Genomic DNA, 17,339 nt, shown 5'->3' on the forward strand with positions numbered 1-17,339 from the left:
CAGCGCCGCCGCCCTCGTTCAGTGAGTGGGCTTATAGAACTAACCCCTTTTCCAAGTCAACACACCAAACCAAAGTTTTTTGACATTTTTGTAACAGGTTGAAAATGAAGGGCTTTTAGCGCCTTCCGCTCAAAGCGAAGAAATTCGCCGCCCGATCGGGCGGTTTTTGAGATTCGTTTTCGCCGAATCCCGAAAGAATGGCTTCGGCGAGGGAGGCAAGGTCTATATGGGAAGCCCGACGGGGAATTCCAGGTGCTTGCCTATGACGCGCCTCACTGGCTAGTCTGGGAGGAAAGAACGACCCGGCGAAGTGAAGGACGCTTATTCTCGATGAAGAACGGCCGGCCGGCGCTATCCTTGCCTATAAGACGATGACAGGGCGAAAGTGACAATCAGTGCATCATTGCCGGAGCTTCCGGTTTCCCATGTCCTGCCGGCCGTCGGTGCCGCCCTGGGCGAGCAGAAACGCGCCGTCCTTTCCGCACCCCCCGGCGCCGGCAAGACGACGCTGGTGCCGCTTTACCTGCTTGACCAGGCCTGGCGCGGCGACGGCAAGATCATCCTACTGGAGCCGCGGCGGCTGGCAGCGAGGGCGGCGGCAAGCCGAATGGCGTCATTGCTCGGCGAACAGGTTGGCGGCACGGTCGGCTACCGCATGCGCCTCGACAACAGAATATCGGCGGCGACGCGGATCGAGGTGGTGACCGAAGGGGTTTTTGCCCGAATGATCCTCGACGATCCGGAGCTCACCGGTGTCTCTGCGGTGATCTTCGACGAATTTCATGAGCGTTCGCTCGATGCCGATTTCGGGCTGGCGCTGGCGCTCGATGTTCAGTCGGCGCTGCGCGAGGATTTGCGTATCCTCGTCATGTCGGCGACCCTCGACGTCGAACGTGTGGCAGACCTTCTCAACCATCCGCCTGTCATCGAAAGCCTGGGGCGCAGCTTTCCGATCGATATCCGCTACCAGGATCGGACGGGCGGCGAGCGCATCGAGGATGCGGTCACACGGGCGATACTCGATGCCCATGCCGATGAAACCGGCTCGATCCTCGCTTTCCTGCCCGGCCAGGCGGAAATCACCCGAACCGCGGAACGGCTGCAGGGACGATTCGGACCCGAGACACTGATTGCACCGCTCTATGGCAATCTTGGCCAGAAGGAGCAGGACGCGGCAATCCGGCCGGCATCGAAGGGCACGCGCAAGATCGTGCTTGCGACGTCGATCGCCGAAACCTCGATTACGATCGACGGCGTCAGGATCGTGATCGACAGCGGGCTGCAGCGCCTGCCGGTGTTCGAGGCGTCGACCGGGATCACACGGCTGGAGACGGTGCGCGTGTCGCGGGCGTCCGCCGATCAGCGGGCGGGCCGTGCCGGGCGAACCGAAGCGGGCATCGCCGTCAGGCTGTGGCACCAGGGACAGACAGCGGCCCTGCCGGCCTTCACGCCACCGCAGATCCTGTCCAGCGATCTTTCCGGGTTGGTGCTCGATCTTGCCCATTGGGGCGTTCAGGATCCGGCATCGCTTGCCTTTGTCGACCAGCCGCCGGAGACGACGCTTAAGGAAGCGCGGGTGCTGCTTGGCCAGCTCGGTGCGCTCGACAAGGATGGGGCGCTGACAGCGCGCGGCAAGGTGATGCGCGATCTCGCTTTGCCGCCGCGGCTCGCGGCCATGGTCGTTTCCGCAGGCGAATCGGGGCACGCCCGGGATGCGGCATTGATCGCCGTGCTTCTCACCGAACAGGGGCTAGGCGGAACCAACATCGATATCGAGGAGCGGCTGCGACGCTTCAGGGCCGAGCGCGGCGAAAGAGCGGAGGCCTCGCGGCGACTGGCGGGGCGGCTGGCGAGCGGCCTCGACAGAGTCACTGCAACGGCGCCGGCGCTTGCGGGCCCGTTGCTGCTGCATGCATTCCCGGATCGAATCGCGCTTCAGCGCGGCGGGCGCGGCCGATTCGTCATGGCGAACGGGCGCGGCGCGGAACTGCCTGAGACCGAGAGGCTGGCCGGCAGTCAGATGCTTGTCATCGCCGACCTTACCGGCCGGGCGGCGCAGGCGCGGGTTCTGGCGGCAGCCGAGGTGACCCGCGGCGATATCGACGCCGAGCTGCCCGGCGAGATCAAAACCGGCGATCAGATCTTCTTCGACCGGCAAAGCCGGCAGATACGGGCGCGGCGGGCAACCCGGCTCGGTGCGATCGTCTTCGAAGAGACGCCCTTGCCGCGACCTTCCGGGCCAACGGTCACCCAGGCGCTGGTGGAGGGGGTGCGCGAGCTCGGGCTCGATCACCTCGCCTTCTCGAAGGAGGCCGTGCAGCTTCGCGAGCGGATCGGATTCCTTCACCGGACGATCGGCGAGCCGTGGCCCGATGTCGGCGACAATGCCCTGCTTTCCCGGCTGGACGACTGGTTCGGCCCCTATCAGACGGAAGCCCGCGGCCTCTCCGAAATTTCCGCAGCCGGGCTTTCGAACGGGCTGATGTCCTTGGTGCCGCACGAGTTGCAGCGCGACCTTAGCCGACTTGCGCCGACCCATTTCGAAGCGCCGACCGGCCAGAGGCATCCGATCCAATATGAGGGCGAGGAGCCGGTGCTGACGATCCGCGTGCAGGAGCTGTTCGGGCTGAAGCAGCACCCGGCGATCGCCGGAGGCCGTCTGCCGCTGCTGCTCGAACTGACCTCGCCGGCGCACCGGCCGATCCAGACGACCCGCGACCTGCCAGGCTTCTGGGCCGGTTCATGGAAGGATGTGCGCGCCGATATGCGCGGCCGCTATCCCCGGCATCCCTGGCCGGAGCGGCCGGAAGACGCCTTGCCGACGACACGGGCGAAACCGCGTGGTACATGAGGGCCATTTGAGGAGCCCTCGGCATGATCGACAAGACGGAAAGCCATACGCTGGAGGACCGCCATAGCAGCCGCAGGCTGCGCCTGCAGACGCTGGTGCGGCTGCGCTGGCTTGCGGTCGGCGGGCAGGCGCTGACGGTGTTCATCGTGGCCTTCTGGCTGAAATTTCCCTTGCCGCTGATTGCCAGCTCGTCGCTGATCGCCGCGCTTGCCTGGGTGAACTTCTACCTGACGATCCGCTATCCGCCGACACACCGGCTGGAATCGCCGGCCGCCTTTGCGCTGCTCGGCTTCGATCTTCTGCAGCTCTGCGCGCTGCTTTTCATCACCGGCGGCCTTGCCAATCCTTTCGCAGCCCTCGTCTGCGTGCCGGTCATCATCTCTTTTGCCTCGCAGCCGATCCGTTACAGCACGGCGCTGATCGGCTTTGCGATGGTCTGCATCACCGTGCTTGCCTTTTCGCCGTTTCCGCTGCCGTGGTTCGACGGCGTCGAGATCAATGTCCACAACGTCATGCAGTTCGGCGTCTGGTGCTCGATCGCCTCGACGATGGCATTCGCCGCCTTCTATGCCTACCGGGTGTCGATGGAAGCGAGCCAGCTTGCCGATGCGCTGGCCGCGACCGAACTGGTGCTGCAGCGGGAAAAGCATCTTTCGCAGCTCGACGGACTGGCGGCGGCCGCCGCCCACGAACTCGGCACGCCGCTTGCGACGATCAGCGTCGTCGCCAAGGAAATGGAGCGGGAACTCAAGGACGACGATCGTTTCCGCGAGGATGTGATGCTGCTGCGCAGCCAGAGCGAACGCTGCCGTGACATCCTGCGGCGGCTGACGACACTGTCCTCGGAAGGCGAAGCGCATATGCGGCGGCTGCCGCTTTCCTCGATGATCGAAGAGGTCGTCGCGCCGCACCGGGAATTCGGCATCGTACTGGAGCTGATCGAAAAGAGCCCGCGCAAGGACGAGCCGGTGACCGACCGCAATGCCGGCATCATGTATGGGCTCGGCAATCTGATCGAAAACGCCGTCGATTATGCGCGGGAGAAAGTCAGGATCACCGTCGAGCATGATCACGATAAAGTGCTGATCGTCATCGAGGACGACGGCAACGGTTACGCCCCCGATATTCTGACGCGGATCGGCGAGCCTTACATGACCAGGCGGCAGAAGGAGGATACGGCGGGCGGCCTCGGGCTCGGGCTTTTCATCGCCAAGACCCTGCTGGAGCGCTCGGGGGCATCTTTGATTTTCGAGAATCGCGACCCGGAAAGCGCGGGCGCACGTATCCGGATCGAATGGCCGCGCATGCTAATCGACGCAAATTCGACAAAGTGACTTTGTCGGCATAAGTAGGATATAAGCGGTTGACGCAGATCGGGCGTTCAAGCGCCAGGGCAAGACGATGACAGAACAAAATCACGAAAATTTCGCCGCCGGGGGTGAAGACCATATCGGTCCCGACGCCAGCCTGCTGATCGTCGACGATGACGGGCCGTTCCTGCGCCGGCTGGCCCGGGCTATGGAGACACGCGGTTTCCAGGTAGAGACGGCCGAATCAGTGGCGGAAGGTGTTGCGAAATCGAAAGGCAGGCCGCCGAAATATGCGGTGGTCGACCTTCGGCTCGGTGACGGCAACGGGCTCGACGTCATCGAAGCGATCCGCCAGCGGCGCGACGACACCAGGATCATCGTGCTGACCGGCTACGGCAATATCGCAACGGCGGTGACCGCCGTGAAGCTTGGCGCCGTCGACTATCTGGCAAAGCCTGCGGATGCCGACGACGTCTTTTCGGCGCTGACGCAGCGGGCGGGCGAAAAGGCGGAGCTTCCCGAGAACCCGATGTCGGCCGACCGGGTGCGCTGGGAACATATCCAGCGGGTCTACGAAATGTGCGAGCGTAACGTCTCGGAAACGGCGCGCCGGCTCAATATGCACCGGCGCACGCTGCAGCGCATCCTTGCCAAACGGGCGCCGAAATAGGCGAGACATCCGTCAGACATCATCGACGGTGAACGGCTTTCCGTTCGCCCATTCGGCCATCATCAGCCTTTGGGCGGCGGCACGCGAGAAATTGAGCGTGACGGATTTTCGCGTCGCCGGGGCCATGCGGTGTTCCGGCGCCTCGCGAATCATATGGGCGCCATAACCATCCGAGAGGAAAAGCCCGCACTCCTCGGGAAAGATGTCGAGCGGCACATCCTCGTGAGTCGCGAAGAACAGGCGGTCGCAATGCAGCCTGTATTCCGGCCACTTGCGATCGACTCTGAAATCCTCGATCGACGTCTTGATTTCGACGATCCAGACCTCGCCTTTTTCCGAAACGGTGATCAAATCGGCGCGGCGGCCGCTGGCCAGCGGCAGTTCGGGCAGCACGGCGTGGCGCATTTCATGCAGCAATATCTGCGTTCCCCGCCGCACCATCATGGCTCTGTCCGATTGCCGGCCATCGATTAACGGATTGTTATTGTAAACGCTCAAAATCGTCATGGATAACCATCCCAGGGGCTGGCGAGTTGTTGCAAAAAAACCATGCGCTTTTAATTTGCGCGGCAGACGGATTTGTCGCGCTGCAGTAGCCTTGCAAAGCGCAAGTTAATCGAAAATAAACCATAATCAACGATGGTCGAAAGACTGTTCTCCTTGCCCCAAAACTTCAAGAGTCATCTATGCGCATCCGCAATGCATTCCCGGTACTTGGCCTGCTGACGACGCTCGCACTGGCCGGTTGCTCCACGACATCAGACAGCGCATCCGTCGACGACAAGGGCGCAGGCCCGACCGTACAGACAGCCCAGATCTTCAACGACGCCTATGGCGTAACGAAGGATGCCGGATACTCTCTGCCGGCGATCCCGATCGACAGGGTCAAGCCGCAGTTCCGCCGCCAGGTCGTCAGCTACCAGACCACGGAGCGTCCCGGAACGATCATCGTCAACACGCGCGAGCGCTTCCTCTATTACATCCTGGCCAACGGCAAGGCGATGCGCTACGGCATCGGCGTCGGCAAGCAGGGCTTCGCATGGGCCGGCACCGCCTACGTCGCCTGGAAGCAGGAATGGCCGACCTGGCACCCGCCGAAGGAAATGGCCGTTCGCCGCCCAGACGTCGCCAAGTATGTCGAAGACGGCATGGGCCCGGGTCTCAGCAATCCGCTCGGCGCGCGCGCCATGTATCTCTTCAACGAGGACGGCAAGGACACGCTGTTCCGCCTGCACGGCACGCCGGAATGGGCTTCGATCGGCACTGCCGCTTCCTCGGGCTGCATTCGCCTGATGAACCAGGATGTCATCGACCTTTACAGCCGCGTCCGTCCCGGCAAGGGCACGTCCAAGGTCGTCGTCATCCAGTAAGCTAGAGACCGAATTCGGTATAAAAAAGGCCGCCGGACTGTCGTCCCGGCGGCCTTTTTCTGTTCCCGGCTATACTCTCAACCAGCCAGCTTCGCCTTCAGCTCGAGGCGGCGGCGGTGAAGCACCGGCTCGGTATAGCCGTTCGGCTGCTCCCTGCCCTTCAAGACGAGATCGAGAGCGGCCTGGAAGGCGATCGAGCCGTCGAAATTGCCTGCCATCGGCCGGTAGGCGGGGTCCGCCTCGTTCTGCCGGTCGACGACGGCGGCCATGCGCTTCATGGTTTCGACGATCTGAGCCTCGCTGACAACCTTGTGATGCAGCCAGTTCGCCATGTGCTGGGCCGAGATGCGCAAGGTGGCGCGATCCTCCATCAGGCCGACATTGTTGATGTCGGGCACCTTCGAGCAGCCGACGCCCTGATCGACCCAGCGCACGACGTAGCCGAGGATGCCCTGGGCATTGTTGTCGAGTTCGCGCTGGATTTCCTCCTGAGACCAGTTCGGCCGCACCGCAACCGGCACCGAGAGAATGTCGGAGAGCTTGGCGCGGGCCCGGTCCTTCAGCCCCTGCTGAACCCTGGCGACATTGACACGATGGTAATGGGTGGCGTGCAGGGTTGCAGCCGTCGGCGACGGGACCCAGGCGGTGTTGGCCCCGGCCTTCGGGTGGGCGATCTTCTGTTCCAGCATCGCCGCCATCAGATCCGGCATCGCCCACATGCCCTTGCCGATCTGGGCGTGGCCGGCGAGGCCGCATTCGAGACCGATGTCGACGTTCCAGTTCTCATAGGCTGAAATCCAGGCTGCCTGGCGCATGTCGCCCTTGCGGATCATCGGGCCTGCTTCCATCGAGGTGTGGATTTCGTCGCCGGTACGATCGAGGAAACCGGTATTGATGAAGACCACGCGCTCGCGGGCAGCGCGGATGCACTCCTTGAGATTGACCGTCGTGCGGCGCTCCTCATCCATGATACCCATCTTGATGGTGTTGCGCGGTAGCCCAAGCGCATCTTCGACCCGCGAAAAGATCTCGACGGCGAAGGCGACCTCCTCGGGCCCGTGCATCTTCGGCTTGACCACATACATGGAGCCGGCGCGGGAATTCTTCCTCCGGCCAGCCGGGCCGATATCGTAAAGTGCGATCAGGCCGGTGATGACGGCATCCATGATGCCCTCAGGCACTTCATTGCCGTCCTTGTCGAGAATCGCCGGATTGGTCATCAGGTGGCCGACATTGCGCACCAGCATCAGCGAGCGGCGATGCACTTCGAAGGCGGTGCCATCCGGGCCTGTATATTCCAGATCCGGGTTAAGCTTGCGGATGAAGCTCGCCCCGCCCTTTGCCACCTCCTCCTGCAGATCGCCCTTCATCAGGCCGAGCCAATTGCTGTAGACGACGACCTTGTCCTCGGCATCGACGGCGGCAATCGAATCCTCACAGTCCATGATCGTAGTGATCGCCGATTCCAGCCAGACATCGGAAATATGAGCCGGATCGGACTTGCCGATGGCCGTCGTCGCGTCGATGACGATCTCGATATGGATGCCGTTGTTCTTCAGGAGAATATGCGTCGGGGCGGCGGCATCGCCGCGATAGCCGGCAAAGTGTCCGTCATTCCCAAGCGATATCTGTTCGCCGTCGATCGATCGGAGGGCGAGCGCTCCATCCTTGACGGCGAAACTGCCGACATCCTTCCAGTGGCTCTCCTGCAGCGGCACCGACGTATCGAGGAAATCGCGCACCCAGGCGATGACCTTCTCACCGCGTTTCGGGTTGTACCCCCTGCCCTTTTCGGCGCCGTCACCCTCGGGAATGGCGTCCGTGCCATAAAGCGCATCATAGAGCGAGCCCCAGCGGGCATTGGCGGCGTTCAGCGCATAGCGGGCGTTCATGACGGGAACGACCAACTGCGGACCGGCGATCGAGGCGATCTCGGGGTCGACATTTTGGGTCGACACCTGGAAGTCCGATCCCTCAGGCAGGAGATAGCCGATTTCGCGCAGGAAGGACTGGTAGTCGTCCATATCCGCAGGCGCGCCATGCCGGCGATACCAGTCGTCGATCTTGAGCTGCAGCTCGTCGCGTTTTGCCAGCAGCGCCCGATTCCTCGGAGCGAGGTCGTGGACGATCGCCGAAAAATCGGCAAAGAACTTGTCCGCATCGACCGCCAGGCCCGGCAAAACTTCCTGGACGAGAAAATCATGAAGGACGGCTTCGACGGCAAGCCCGTTCTTATCAATGCGGCTCATGCGGCATTCTCCCTGCAACAACTGTCATGCTGCCACTTTGCCCGGCTTTCATTCACAGTCAATTCCGCAATAATTCGAAAGATTTATGCCACTCGGGAAACTATGCGCGGCGTCACGTGCATCGGCAGGCCGTTCTGCGGCTGCGTCGTCAGCTTCTGCACCGGCCAGGGGTTGGTCTCATCGGTGGAATCGAAGCGATAGCGATGCATCAGGACGGCAAGGGCAATCACCGCCTCCTGAAGAGCAAAGGTTGCGCCGATGCAGACACGCGGACCGGCGCCGAAAGGCAGGAACTGGAAACGGCCGATAGAACCGCGATTTTCGGGCAGGAAGCGCTCGGGCATATAGGCGCGCGGCCTGTCCCAATAGAGTTCGTGGCGGTGCAGCGTCCAAGGCATGATCAGCACCGTGACCCCAGCCTCAAGCTCGACCCGCTCGCCCTTGGGGCTTATCCAGGAATCATCCGCTATGGCGGCGCGATTGATGGATGGCGCCGGCGGATAGAGGCGCAACGTCTCCTCGAAGGCGGCGCGCGTCTGCGGCATCATATCCAGCCATGCCACTGGTTCGGCCCCGGTGGCGAGCACCGCGTCGATTTCCGCCTCCATCGCCTCGCGGATATGCGGGCTGTTCGAGACGCAATAGAGCGTCCAGGCCAATGCCCGAGCCGTGGTCTCATGGCCCGCGCCGATAAAGGTCAGGATATTGTCTTCGATTTCTTCCTTCGTCAGCCCGTCGGGGCCGGCCTGCTCCAGCAGCAGGGTCAGGAAATCTTCGGGCGCCGTGCGGCGATCCGCCTTCATCTTGGCGAGCCGCATATCCATCGTGTCGCGTACGATGGTGCGGAATTTCTCCAGCACTTTCTGCCCGCCGATGCGTGTCACACGTGGAACCCAGGCCGGTGCGCGCATCAGATCCATCGGATCGACGCGGCCCATGCGATGCAGGAGCGCGTTGACGTCATCGGCGAAATGGCCGCTCGAGGTGACGATTTCACCTGAAAATAACGTGTCGGCCAGAATCGCGAAGGTCAGCTCGGTCATATCGGTGCTGATGTCGAAAATTGCCCCCGCCTCGCCCCCGCTCTGATATTTGCAGGCATAGTCTTCCGACTGGCGCAGCATCTGCCCGGCAAAGCCCTGGGCATGGCGAGGTGTGAAAACCGGCGCCACCGCCTTGCGTGATCTTTTCCAGACAGAACCTTCGGCAGTCAGAAGACCGTCGCGGAGGATCGGCCGCAGGACGAGCTGGCGCACATCCGACATGCGGTAATTATTGGCATTGTCGACCAGCACATGCTTGATCAGGCCGGGATCGTTGACGATCAGCGTCCTCTGGCCGAAGAAATTGGTGCGGATCCAGGGCAGCGTGTAGGACGGTTCGCCCCAGAGCTCGAGCGGGTTGCGCAGAATGGTGCGGATGATTTCCAGCCGGCTCGGCGGCGCAGTGCGCGGCAGCGGCGCCGGCGGAACGAAGGGATCAGGACGCATGTCCATCGGAAAAGCCTTTCGGGGAAGATCGACGCCTTCCCGTCAGGCTTGAAGCTAGAGCAGGCCCTTGAGTTCGTCCAGCTTGTCGTTGATCAGCCAGCCGTAATAATTCTCCTCGGGCCAGACAGCCGTGCCGGAAGCGCGGTTTTTCGCAGCAAGGGCTGCGGCGCGCTGGCGCGAGTTGCCGACATTATAAAGCGTCGCGGTCAGGCCGGGATTGCCCGAAATATCCATGCCGGCAATCTCCTTGTAATCGTCGATCGACCGGCGGATCGAGGCGGCGACGAAGGCGAGCGAGATATCGGGATCCATGATCGCCCTGTAGACGGCGCCGGCATTCTTCTCGTTCAGCTTCGGATAGCCGGAGACGCGTGACACGAGATCGGAGAGCATCAGCGCCGTCAGCGGATTGACCTGGCCGAGGCCGAAGGTCTGGCCGGCATAGAAGGGCTGAAAGAAGACTGCGCTGAAGCGGTTGTTGGGGAAGCTCTCGCCACCCACCGTCTTGCCGCGGAAATCGCTTTCCCAGACATCCTCGCGGCAGGACCAGAGCGTGTAGGAATCACTCTTGGCCTTGCATTCGGCAAATTGCGGCCGCGCCACGAAATCGTCGACGTTTTCGCCGTCATAAGCGAAGCGGAAGCTTTCTCCGGCATAGGAAGCAGCCTTGACATAATAGGCCTGCAGCCGGTCGTAGGCGTCGACATTATAGGTGTGTTCGCCGACGATCGCGCCGACGACATGGATGGGATTGATGCCGTAAGCGCTGGAGACCTTGCGGATCTTGCCCATCAGCTCGCGATCGGTCGCCAAGAGCTCGTGGACCTTTTCATATTTCAGATCGAAGCTGCTCTTGGTTCCCTTGGTGCGCCTGACGGACGCGCCCGGAATATCGGGCTGCTCGGCATGACGGTTGCCGGCCGGCACCGTCTGCATGGCGAAGGCAGGCGCCGAATTCACCAGGGCAGCGGCAATCAAAAGGCTTGTCAAAAGGCGTCGCACGATCCGCTATCCCGTCCCGTTCCATCGTCCTGTTTGCGATGCGGCTGACTGGACCAGAATCTTGGCCGAATAAAGCCGGAGCGGAAAACAAAACGGGCCTTCACTAAAAAGGAAAAGGCCCGCTGTCGAGAGAGCGTTCGTCACAATCCGGCATTCACATCGGGAAAGACATGGACCGGTGCGCCGATATCACAGAATGAAGCGCGAGAGATCGGTATTCTGGGCGAGATCACCGACATGTTCGCGCACATAGGCGGCATCGATGGTGACGGCCGTGCCGCCGCGATCGGGCGCATTGTAGGAAATATCGTCCAGGACCCGCTCCATCACCGTCTGCAGACGGCGGGCGCCGATGTTTTCGACGGAGGAGTTCAGATGCACGGCGACATCGGCGAGCGCATCGATCGCGTCGTCGGTGAATTCGAGGCTCAGGCTTTCGGTTTCCATCAGCGCACGGTACTGGCGGATGAGACTCGCTTCCGTCTCGGTCAGGATCCGGCGGAAATCCTCCTTGTTCAACGGCCGCAATTCGACACGGATCGGCAGGCGGCCCTGCAGCTCGGGAAGAAGATCCGACGGTTTGGAGACATGGAAGGCGCCGGAGGCGATGAAGAGGATATGGTCCGTTTTCACCGGCCCGTATTTGGTCGAGACCGTCGTGCCTTCGACGAGCGGCAACAGGTCGCGCTGGACGCCTTCGCGCGAAACGCCGGCGCCCATGCCGCCGTCACGGGCGGCGATCTTGTCGATTTCGTCGAGGAAGACGATGCCGTCATTCTCGGTGGAGCGAACGGCCTCGCGCTGAATCACCTCATTGTCGATCAGCTTGTCGGATTCATCGCGGATCAGGTCGGTATAGGAGGCCTTGACCGTGGTGCGGACCTTCTTGGTGCGTCCGCCCATCGCCTTGCCGAACATTTCCGACAGGTTGAGCACGCCGATATTGGCGCCCGGCATGCCGGGTATTTCGAAGCCGCCCATGCCGGAACCGGCATCGGCCACCTCGATATCGATTTCCTTGTCGTCGAGTTCGCCGTCCCTCAGCTTCTTGCGGAAGCTTTCGCGGGAGGCGGGCGATGCGGTGGTGCCGACCAGCGCATCGAGAACACGCTCCTCGGCGCTGACATGCGCCTTGGCCTGGACCTCGATCCGTTTCTTCTCACGCACCAGACCGATGCCGACCTCGACCAGATCGCGGATGATCTGCTCGACATCGCGGCCGACATAGCCGACTTCGGTGAATTTGGTGGCTTCCACCTTGATGAAGGGCGCGCCGGCGAGTTTCGCCAGGCGGCGGGAGATCTCGGTCTTGCCGACACCGGTCGGGCCGATCATCAGGATGTTCTTCGGCATGACTTCGTCGCGCAGGCTCGGGTCGAGCTGCTGGCGGCGCCAGCGGTTGCGCAGCGCGATCGCAACGGCGCGTTTGGCATCATGCTGGCCGATAATGTAGCGGTCGAGTTCGGAAACGATCTCGCGGGGGGAAAAAGTCGTCATTGCCTGTCATTCTCCTGGCGGTCCGGGGCCATCAACAGCACCCGGCCGCAATTCCTCTTTGTTCGCCGCAGCAGCGGCCGGAAGACCTGACGGTCAGCCTTCGACATCCAGCGTTTCCACCACGATATTGTGGTTCGTATAGACGCAGATGTCGGCGGCGATTTCGAGGGCGCGGCGCGCGATCTCTTCGGCCGATTTATCGGTATCCATGAGCGCGCGGGCGGCGGCGAAGGCAAAATTGCCGCCCGAACCGATCGCCGTCGTGCCATGCTCGGGCTCCAGGACGTCGCCATTGCCGGTGATCGCCAGCGTGATCGACTTGTCGGCGACGAGCATCATGGCTTCGAGATTACGCAGGTATTTGTCGGTGCGCCAGTCCTTGGCGAGCTCGACGGCGGCGCGCATCAGCTGACCGGGATATTGCTCCAGCTTCTTCTCAAGCCTTTCGAGCAGGGTGAAGGCATCGGCGGTGGCGCCGGCAAAACCGGCGATCACCTCACCCTTGCCGATGCGGCGCACCTTGCGGGCATTGCCCTTCATGACGGTCTGGCCGAGGCTCACCTGGCCATCGCCGGCCATCACCACCTTGCCGCCTTTTCGAACTGTAATGATCGTTGTCATCAAACACCTGTCTGCCCACGACGCGGGCTTTTACCTCGACCGCACATCGGCCCTGTTGAGCCCTATGTAAGCAGGCCGGCGCCGTTTGCAAATGGGCGGGCTTTTCTCTTGCCCGGCTTCTGGATATTTGCCGATACGCCTGATAAGGAACGGCCTTATTCCGATGGAGGGCCATATGGCCGAGACCGCAGCAAGCCGCACGGGCAGCGTTTCCCGCAAGACCAACGAAACCTCGATTTCCGTCTCCGTCAATCTCGACGGCACCGGCAAATCGAAGATTTCGACCGGCGTCGGCTTCTTCGACCATATGCTCGACCAGCTTTCGCGGCATTCCCTCATCGACATGGAGATCGAAGCCAAGGGCGACCTGCATATCGACGACCACCACACGGTCGAGGATACCGGCATCGCCATCGGCCAGGCGATCTCCAAGGCGCTCGGCGACCGGCGCGGCATCACGCGCTACGCCTCGATCGATCTCGCCATGGACGAGACGATGACCAAGGCCGCGGTCGATCTTTCCGGCCGGCCGTTCCTCGTCTGGAACGTCGCTTTCAGTGCGCCAAAGATCGGCACGTTCGACACCGAGCTCGTTCGCGAATTCTTCCAGGCGCTCGCCCAGAATGCCGGCATCACCTTGCATATTCTCAACCATTATGGCGCTAACAATCACCATATTGCCGAGACATGCTTCAAGGCCGTCGCCCGCGCATTGCGCACGGCGACAGAGATCGATCCGAGACAGGCAGGCCGCGTTCCCTCGACCAAGGGCACGCTCGTCTGAGCCCTCAAGGGAGCGGCGACAATGACATCCAGCTATATCTTCCTGACACCGCCCGGCAGCGCAGGCACGCGCCTTGACGAGACGCGCGTGATCCGCGACGGCTTCACATGGCTCGGTCTGCTGTTTCCATGGGCCTGGCTGCTGGCCCATCGGCTGTGGCTATATGCGGCGGCCGCCTTTCTGCTGCAGGCGATCGGCGGCGCACTGATGGACGAGCCGGGTCTCTGGCCGGCGGGCGCGGCACTCACGCTGGGCGTGAACCTGCTGGTCGGCCTCGAGGGCCAGAATCTCCGTATCCGCAACCTCGCCGGCAAGGGCTGGAATGAAGACGCACTCATTGCAGCCGATACGATCGGCATTGCCGAAGACGTCTACTTCTTCGACAGGGCGGCTCCTGCGGCCGGGGATGACGCCGCGACACCGGACTGGCAGAACAAGAGCCGGCCGAACGGCCCGCATGGCCAAGCGACATCGCTTGGTCTCTTTGGTTTTGATGGAGGACGCTGACGATGCGCGTCGCGATTATCGACTATGGCTCGGGCAATCTGCGCTCGGCCACCAAGGCTTTCGAGCGGGCCGCCCGTGAGGCGGGCATCGATGCGCATATCGATCTCACCGACAGGGCCGAAAATGTTGCCGCCGCCGATCGTATCGTGCTTCCGGGTGTCGGCGCCTATGCCGATTGCCGGCGCGGCCTCGATGCCGTGCCCGGCATGGCCGAGGCGCTGATCGAGGCCGTCGAGAAGAAGGCGCGGCCGTTCCTCGGCATCTGCGTCGGCATGCAGCTCATGTCATCGCGCGGCCTCGAGAAGACCGTGACGCAGGGCTTTAACTGGATCCGCGGCGACGTCGTCGGGATGACGCCCGACGACCCGCAACTGAAGATCCCGCAGATCGGCTGGAACACGCTCGACCTGCAGCGGGACCACCCGGTCCTCAACGGCATTGCGACCGGCCCGCAGGGGCTGCATGCCTATTTCGTGCATTCCTACCATCTTGCCGCCGAGAACGCCGAGGATGTCATCGCGACCGTCGACTATGGCGGTGCGATGACCGCTCTCGTCGGACGCGACAACATGGTCGGCGCCCAGTTTCACCCGGAAAAGAGCCAGAAACTCGGCTTGGCGCTGATCGCCAATTTCCTGCGCTGGAACCCGTAATAGCTCAGCCTTATTTCCCCTTTATGGAAAAGGCGGAACAGGAGTGCGCTCGATGCCGGCGTCGCGGAAATCAGGCAAGGTGTTCTACACGCTGAGACCCTCCAGAGAAGGCCTGCCTCCCTTCTCGGACATCCGGCTTCCCGACGGAACGATCATCCGCCGTGTCGATGAGACCATTCACAAAAGAGCGCTTTCCAATGCAGCCAAGGCGTTGAAAGAAAGGCTGGACCGATGACCCATGAATTCCTTGCCGGCAGCGAGAATTCGCAGCTGCGCGCCAACGGCATCAACGCCGCCGACATCACTGAAGCCGTGCTGGAATTTTATATCGAAGGCGAGGACGATCTGATCGGCCTGCTTGGCTACGCCCTCTACGAGCGGCAGAGGCGCGACTTCGTCCTCAGCTATCGCAAGCGCAATGCCGGCCGGTCGCCCAATGAGGCCGAGCTTGCCGCGATCGCCGGCAATTATCTCTCGACCGACCTGCGCAATACGCTGCGCGACCGCGCCTCGCAGATCCTGTCGAGTTATGCCGAAACCTATGTGGAGGCGATGGAGCCGGAAATCCGGCTGGCCGCCGTCAACAGCCAGGCGCTGCGACAGGTGCGCGACATCGAAAAATCGATGAAGCGGCGCCTCGGCTTCTGGCGCCAGGTCCGTGCCGGCTTTACCGTCACCCTGCTCCTTCTTCTGCTTTTCGGCGCGGCCACCATTGCCGCTGTCTTTTTCCACTCGGATATCGTAGATGCGTGGAATGCGCTGATGGTACCGACCACTCTACGGACGTAAGACGATATGATCCTTTTTCCCGCGATCGACCTGAAGGGCGGCCAATGCGTCCGCCTGAAGCTCGGCGACATGCAGCAGGCGACGGTCTACAACACCGATCCGGCCGCCCAGGCGACATCCTTCGAAGAGCAGGGTTTCGAATGGCTGCATGTGGTCGATCTCGACGGCGCGTTTGCGGGACATTCGGCCAATGGCGACGCCGTCGAAGCCATCTTGAAGGCAACGAAAAATCCGGTACAGCTCGGCGGCGGCATCCGCACCCTCGATCATATCGAAGCCTGGCTGTCGCGCGGGCTGCGGCGCGTCATTCTCGGCACCGTTGCAGTCAGAAATCCTGATCTGGTCATCGAGGCCTGCCGGAAATTTCCCGGCCACGTCGCCGTCGGCATCGACGCCAAGGGCGGCAAAGTGGCCGTCGAGGGTTGGGCGGAGGCGTCCGAACTCGGGATCGTCGAGCTCGCCCGGAAATTCGAGGGCGCCGGCGTTAGTGCGATCATCTACACCGATATCGACCGGGACGGCATCCTTGCCGGCATCAACTGGGCTTCGACGCTGGAGCTTGCCGAGGCCGTTTCCATTCCCGTCATCGCCTCCGGCGGCCTTGCCTCGCTCGACGATGTCAGGCGTTTGCTGCAGCCGGATGCGCAGAAGCTCGAAGGGGCGATTTCAGGCCGGGCGCTTTACGACGGCCGTATCGATCCCAAAGAGGCGCTGGCGCTGATCAAGGCCAACAGGGCAAAGGAGACCGCATAATGACCCTTAAAGCCCGTGTCATTCCCTGCCTCGACGTCAAGGACGGCCGCGTCGTCAAGGGCGTCAACTTTCTCAATCTCGTCGATGCCGGCGATCCGGTCGAAGCGGCCAAGGCCTATGATGCGGCCGGCGCCGACGAACTTTGCTTCCTCGACATCACCGCTTCCTCGGACAATCGTGAGACGATCTTCGATGTCGTCTCACGCACCGCCGACCAATGCTTCATGCCGCTGACGGTCGGCGGCGGGGTGCGCAGCATCGCCGATATCCGCAAGCTGTTGCTGTGCGGCGCCGACAAGGTCTCGATCAATTCGGCAGCGGTCAGCAATCCGGATTTCGTCACGGAGGCGGCCGACAAGTTCGGTGACCAGTGCATCGTCGTTTCGATCGACGCCAAGCGCAGACGCACACAGGCGGTTGGCGGCGACAATCTCAGCGCCTGGGAAATCTACACGCATGGCGGCCGCAACGCGACCGGCCTCGACGCCGTCGAATTCGCCCAGAAGATGGTCGAGCGCGGTGCCGGCGAGCTGCTGGTCACCTCGATGGACCGCGACGGCACCAAGGTCGGCTACGATCTGGAACTGACGCGGGCGATCGCCGATGCGGTGCGTGTGCCCGTCATCGCGTCGGGCGGTGTCGGCGACCTCGACGACCTCGTCGCCGGGGTCAAACAGGGCCATGCCAATGCCGTGCTCGCCGCGTCGATCTTCCATTTCGGCACCTATTCCGTCGGCGAGGCGAAGCACTATATGTCGAAGTGCGGCATCGACATGCGTCTCGACTGAACCTT

General features: G+C 62.4%; 17 protein-coding genes. 11 read left to right on the plus strand and 6 right to left on the minus strand.

The genetic code is table 11. From position 1 onward, the window contains the following. Positions 1–385: 385 nt before the first annotated feature. The 3 genes from hrpB (at position 386) to BBJ66_RS06295 (ending at position 4,831) form a co-directional block, all read left to right on the plus strand. Complete coding sequence (hrpB, locus tag BBJ66_RS06285) at positions 386–2,851, plus strand: ATP-dependent helicase HrpB (RefSeq protein ID WP_071085763.1); 2,466 nt, start codon at positions 386–388, stop codon at positions 2,849–2,851. 23 nt (positions 2,852–2,874) lie between these two features. Next, positions 2,875–4,185, plus strand: coding sequence for an ActS/PrrB/RegB family redox-sensitive histidine kinase (locus tag BBJ66_RS06290; protein WP_049732701.1), 1,311 nt, complete (start codon positions 2,875–2,877; stop codon positions 4,183–4,185). A 67-nt stretch (positions 4,186–4,252) separates the two neighbouring features. Next, positions 4,253–4,831, plus strand: coding sequence for an ActR/PrrA/RegA family redox response regulator transcription factor (locus BBJ66_RS06295; RefSeq protein WP_049732700.1), 579 nt, complete (start codon positions 4,253–4,255; stop codon positions 4,829–4,831). Positions 4,832–4,843: 12 nt separating this feature from the next. On the opposite strand, the gene BBJ66_RS06300 is transcribed toward BBJ66_RS06295, so the two are convergent. Beyond that, positions 4,844–5,338 carry an MmcB family DNA repair protein gene (locus BBJ66_RS06300; protein WP_071085765.1) on the minus strand — a complete coding sequence of 165 codons (495 nt, stop codon included), beginning with the start codon at positions 5,336–5,338 and terminating at the stop codon, positions 4,844–4,846. Between the two features lie 179 nt (positions 5,339–5,517). On the opposite strand from BBJ66_RS06300, the gene BBJ66_RS06305 reads away from it, so the two are divergent. Further along, on the plus strand, positions 5,518–6,201 hold the full coding sequence (locus BBJ66_RS06305) for a L,D-transpeptidase (protein WP_049732698.1): 684 nt from the start codon (positions 5,518–5,520) through the stop codon (positions 6,199–6,201). A gap of 77 nt (positions 6,202–6,278) precedes the next feature. Here BBJ66_RS06305 and BBJ66_RS06310 read toward each other — a convergent pair whose 3' ends face one another. The 5 genes from BBJ66_RS06310 to hslV form a co-directional block, all read right to left on the minus strand. Further along, positions 6,279–8,450: a malate synthase G gene (locus BBJ66_RS06310; protein WP_071085767.1), complete on the minus strand. Its 2,172-nt coding sequence runs from the start codon at positions 8,448–8,450 to the stop codon at positions 6,279–6,281. Between the two features lie 83 nt (positions 8,451–8,533). Then, entirely contained in the window at positions 8,534–9,946 is a 1,413-nt protein-coding gene (locus BBJ66_RS06315) for a cytochrome P450 (protein WP_071085769.1), read from the minus strand. 48 nt (positions 9,947–9,994) lie between these two features. Further along, the gene (locus BBJ66_RS06320) at positions 9,995–10,942 is read right to left on the minus strand and encodes a DUF1402 family protein (protein ID WP_071085771.1); all 948 of its coding nucleotides are present in this window, start codon (positions 10,940–10,942) and stop codon (positions 9,995–9,997) included. A 189-nt stretch (positions 10,943–11,131) separates the two neighbouring features. Then, complete coding sequence (gene hslU / locus BBJ66_RS06325) at positions 11,132–12,439, minus strand: ATP-dependent protease ATPase subunit HslU (RefSeq protein WP_071085773.1); 1,308 nt, start codon at positions 12,437–12,439, stop codon at positions 11,132–11,134. Between the two features lie 93 nt (positions 12,440–12,532). Beyond that, positions 12,533–13,060 (minus strand): ATP-dependent protease subunit HslV, encoded by a 528-nt coding sequence (hslV, locus tag BBJ66_RS06330; RefSeq protein ID WP_049732693.1) that lies wholly within the window; start codon positions 13,058–13,060, stop codon positions 12,533–12,535. Positions 13,061–13,235: 175 nt separating this feature from the next. Here hslV and hisB point away from each other — a divergent pair, with 175 nt between their 5' ends. The 7 genes from hisB to hisF are packed head-to-tail and all read left to right on the plus strand — an operon-like array spanning position 13,236 to position 17,334. Continuing rightward, the gene (hisB, locus tag BBJ66_RS06335) at positions 13,236–13,844 is read left to right on the plus strand and encodes an imidazoleglycerol-phosphate dehydratase HisB (RefSeq protein WP_003583306.1); all 609 of its coding nucleotides are present in this window, start codon (positions 13,236–13,238) and stop codon (positions 13,842–13,844) included. Positions 13,845–13,865: 21 nt separating this feature from the next. Further along, entirely contained in the window at positions 13,866–14,351 is a 486-nt protein-coding gene (locus BBJ66_RS06340; RefSeq protein ID WP_071085775.1) for a DUF2628 domain-containing protein, read from the plus strand. Positions 14,352–14,353: 2 nt separating this feature from the next. After that, a complete protein-coding gene (gene hisH / locus BBJ66_RS06345; RefSeq protein WP_071085777.1) occupies positions 14,354–15,004 on the plus strand; it encodes an imidazole glycerol phosphate synthase subunit HisH in 651 nt (216 codons plus the stop codon). A gap of 52 nt (positions 15,005–15,056) precedes the next feature. Next, the gene (locus BBJ66_RS06350) at positions 15,057–15,239 is read left to right on the plus strand and encodes a hypothetical protein (protein WP_071085779.1); all 183 of its coding nucleotides are present in this window, start codon (positions 15,057–15,059) and stop codon (positions 15,237–15,239) included. After that, positions 15,236–15,793 (plus strand): hypothetical protein, encoded by a 558-nt coding sequence (locus BBJ66_RS06355; protein ID WP_071085781.1) that lies wholly within the window; start codon positions 15,236–15,238, stop codon positions 15,791–15,793. The genes BBJ66_RS06350 and BBJ66_RS06355 overlap by 4 nt, the downstream gene beginning before the upstream one ends. Before the next feature lie 6 nt (positions 15,794–15,799). Next, entirely contained in the window at positions 15,800–16,546 is a 747-nt protein-coding gene (hisA, locus tag BBJ66_RS06360; protein WP_071085782.1) for a 1-(5-phosphoribosyl)-5-[(5-phosphoribosylamino)methylideneamino]imidazole-4-carboxamide isomerase, read from the plus strand. Next, complete coding sequence (gene hisF / locus BBJ66_RS06365) at positions 16,546–17,334, plus strand: imidazole glycerol phosphate synthase subunit HisF (protein WP_071085784.1); 789 nt, start codon at positions 16,546–16,548, stop codon at positions 17,332–17,334. Before hisA ends, hisF begins: the two co-directional genes overlap by 1 nt. The last annotated feature ends 5 nt before the right edge of the window (positions 17,335–17,339 follow it).

The sequence above is a fragment of the Rhizobium sp. RSm-3 genome (assembly GCF_001854685.1).
Lineage (GTDB): Bacteria > Pseudomonadota > Alphaproteobacteria > Rhizobiales > Rhizobiaceae > Rhizobium > Rhizobium ecuadorense.

Bases quoted from the DNA above. Each gene is read 5' to 3' on its own strand.
- BBJ66_RS06290 (WP_049732701.1), top strand. From the start codon at position 2,875: ATGATCGACAAGACGGAAAGCCATACGCTGGAGGACCGCCATAGCAGC.
- BBJ66_RS06295 (WP_049732700.1), top strand. From the start codon at position 4,253: ATGACAGAACAAAATCACGAAAATTTCGCCGCCGGGGGTGAAGACCAT.
- BBJ66_RS06300 (WP_071085765.1), bottom strand. From the start codon at position 5,338: ATGACGATTTTGAGCGTTTACAATAACAATCCGTTAATCGATGGCCGG.
- BBJ66_RS06305 (WP_049732698.1), top strand. From the start codon at position 5,518: ATGCGCATCCGCAATGCATTCCCGGTACTTGGCCTGCTGACGACGCTC.
- BBJ66_RS06310 (WP_071085767.1), bottom strand. From the start codon at position 8,450: ATGAGCCGCATTGATAAGAACGGGCTTGCCGTCGAAGCCGTCCTTCAT.
- BBJ66_RS06315 (WP_071085769.1), bottom strand. From the start codon at position 9,946: ATGGACATGCGTCCTGATCCCTTCGTTCCGCCGGCGCCGCTGCCGCGC.
- hslU (WP_071085773.1), bottom strand. From the start codon at position 12,439: ATGACGACTTTTTCCCCCCGCGAGATCGTTTCCGAACTCGACCGCTAC.
- hslV (WP_049732693.1), bottom strand. From the start codon at position 13,060: ATGACAACGATCATTACAGTTCGAAAAGGCGGCAAGGTGGTGATGGCC.
- hisB (WP_003583306.1), top strand. From the start codon at position 13,236: ATGGCCGAGACCGCAGCAAGCCGCACGGGCAGCGTTTCCCGCAAGACC.
- BBJ66_RS06340 (WP_071085775.1), top strand. From the start codon at position 13,866: ATGACATCCAGCTATATCTTCCTGACACCGCCCGGCAGCGCAGGCACG.
- hisH (WP_071085777.1), top strand. From the start codon at position 14,354: ATGCGCGTCGCGATTATCGACTATGGCTCGGGCAATCTGCGCTCGGCC.
- BBJ66_RS06350 (WP_071085779.1), top strand. From the start codon at position 15,057: ATGCCGGCGTCGCGGAAATCAGGCAAGGTGTTCTACACGCTGAGACCC.
- BBJ66_RS06355 (WP_071085781.1), top strand. From the start codon at position 15,236: ATGACCCATGAATTCCTTGCCGGCAGCGAGAATTCGCAGCTGCGCGCC.
- hisA (WP_071085782.1), top strand. From the start codon at position 15,800: ATGATCCTTTTTCCCGCGATCGACCTGAAGGGCGGCCAATGCGTCCGC.
- hisF (WP_071085784.1), top strand. From the start codon at position 16,546: ATGACCCTTAAAGCCCGTGTCATTCCCTGCCTCGACGTCAAGGACGGC.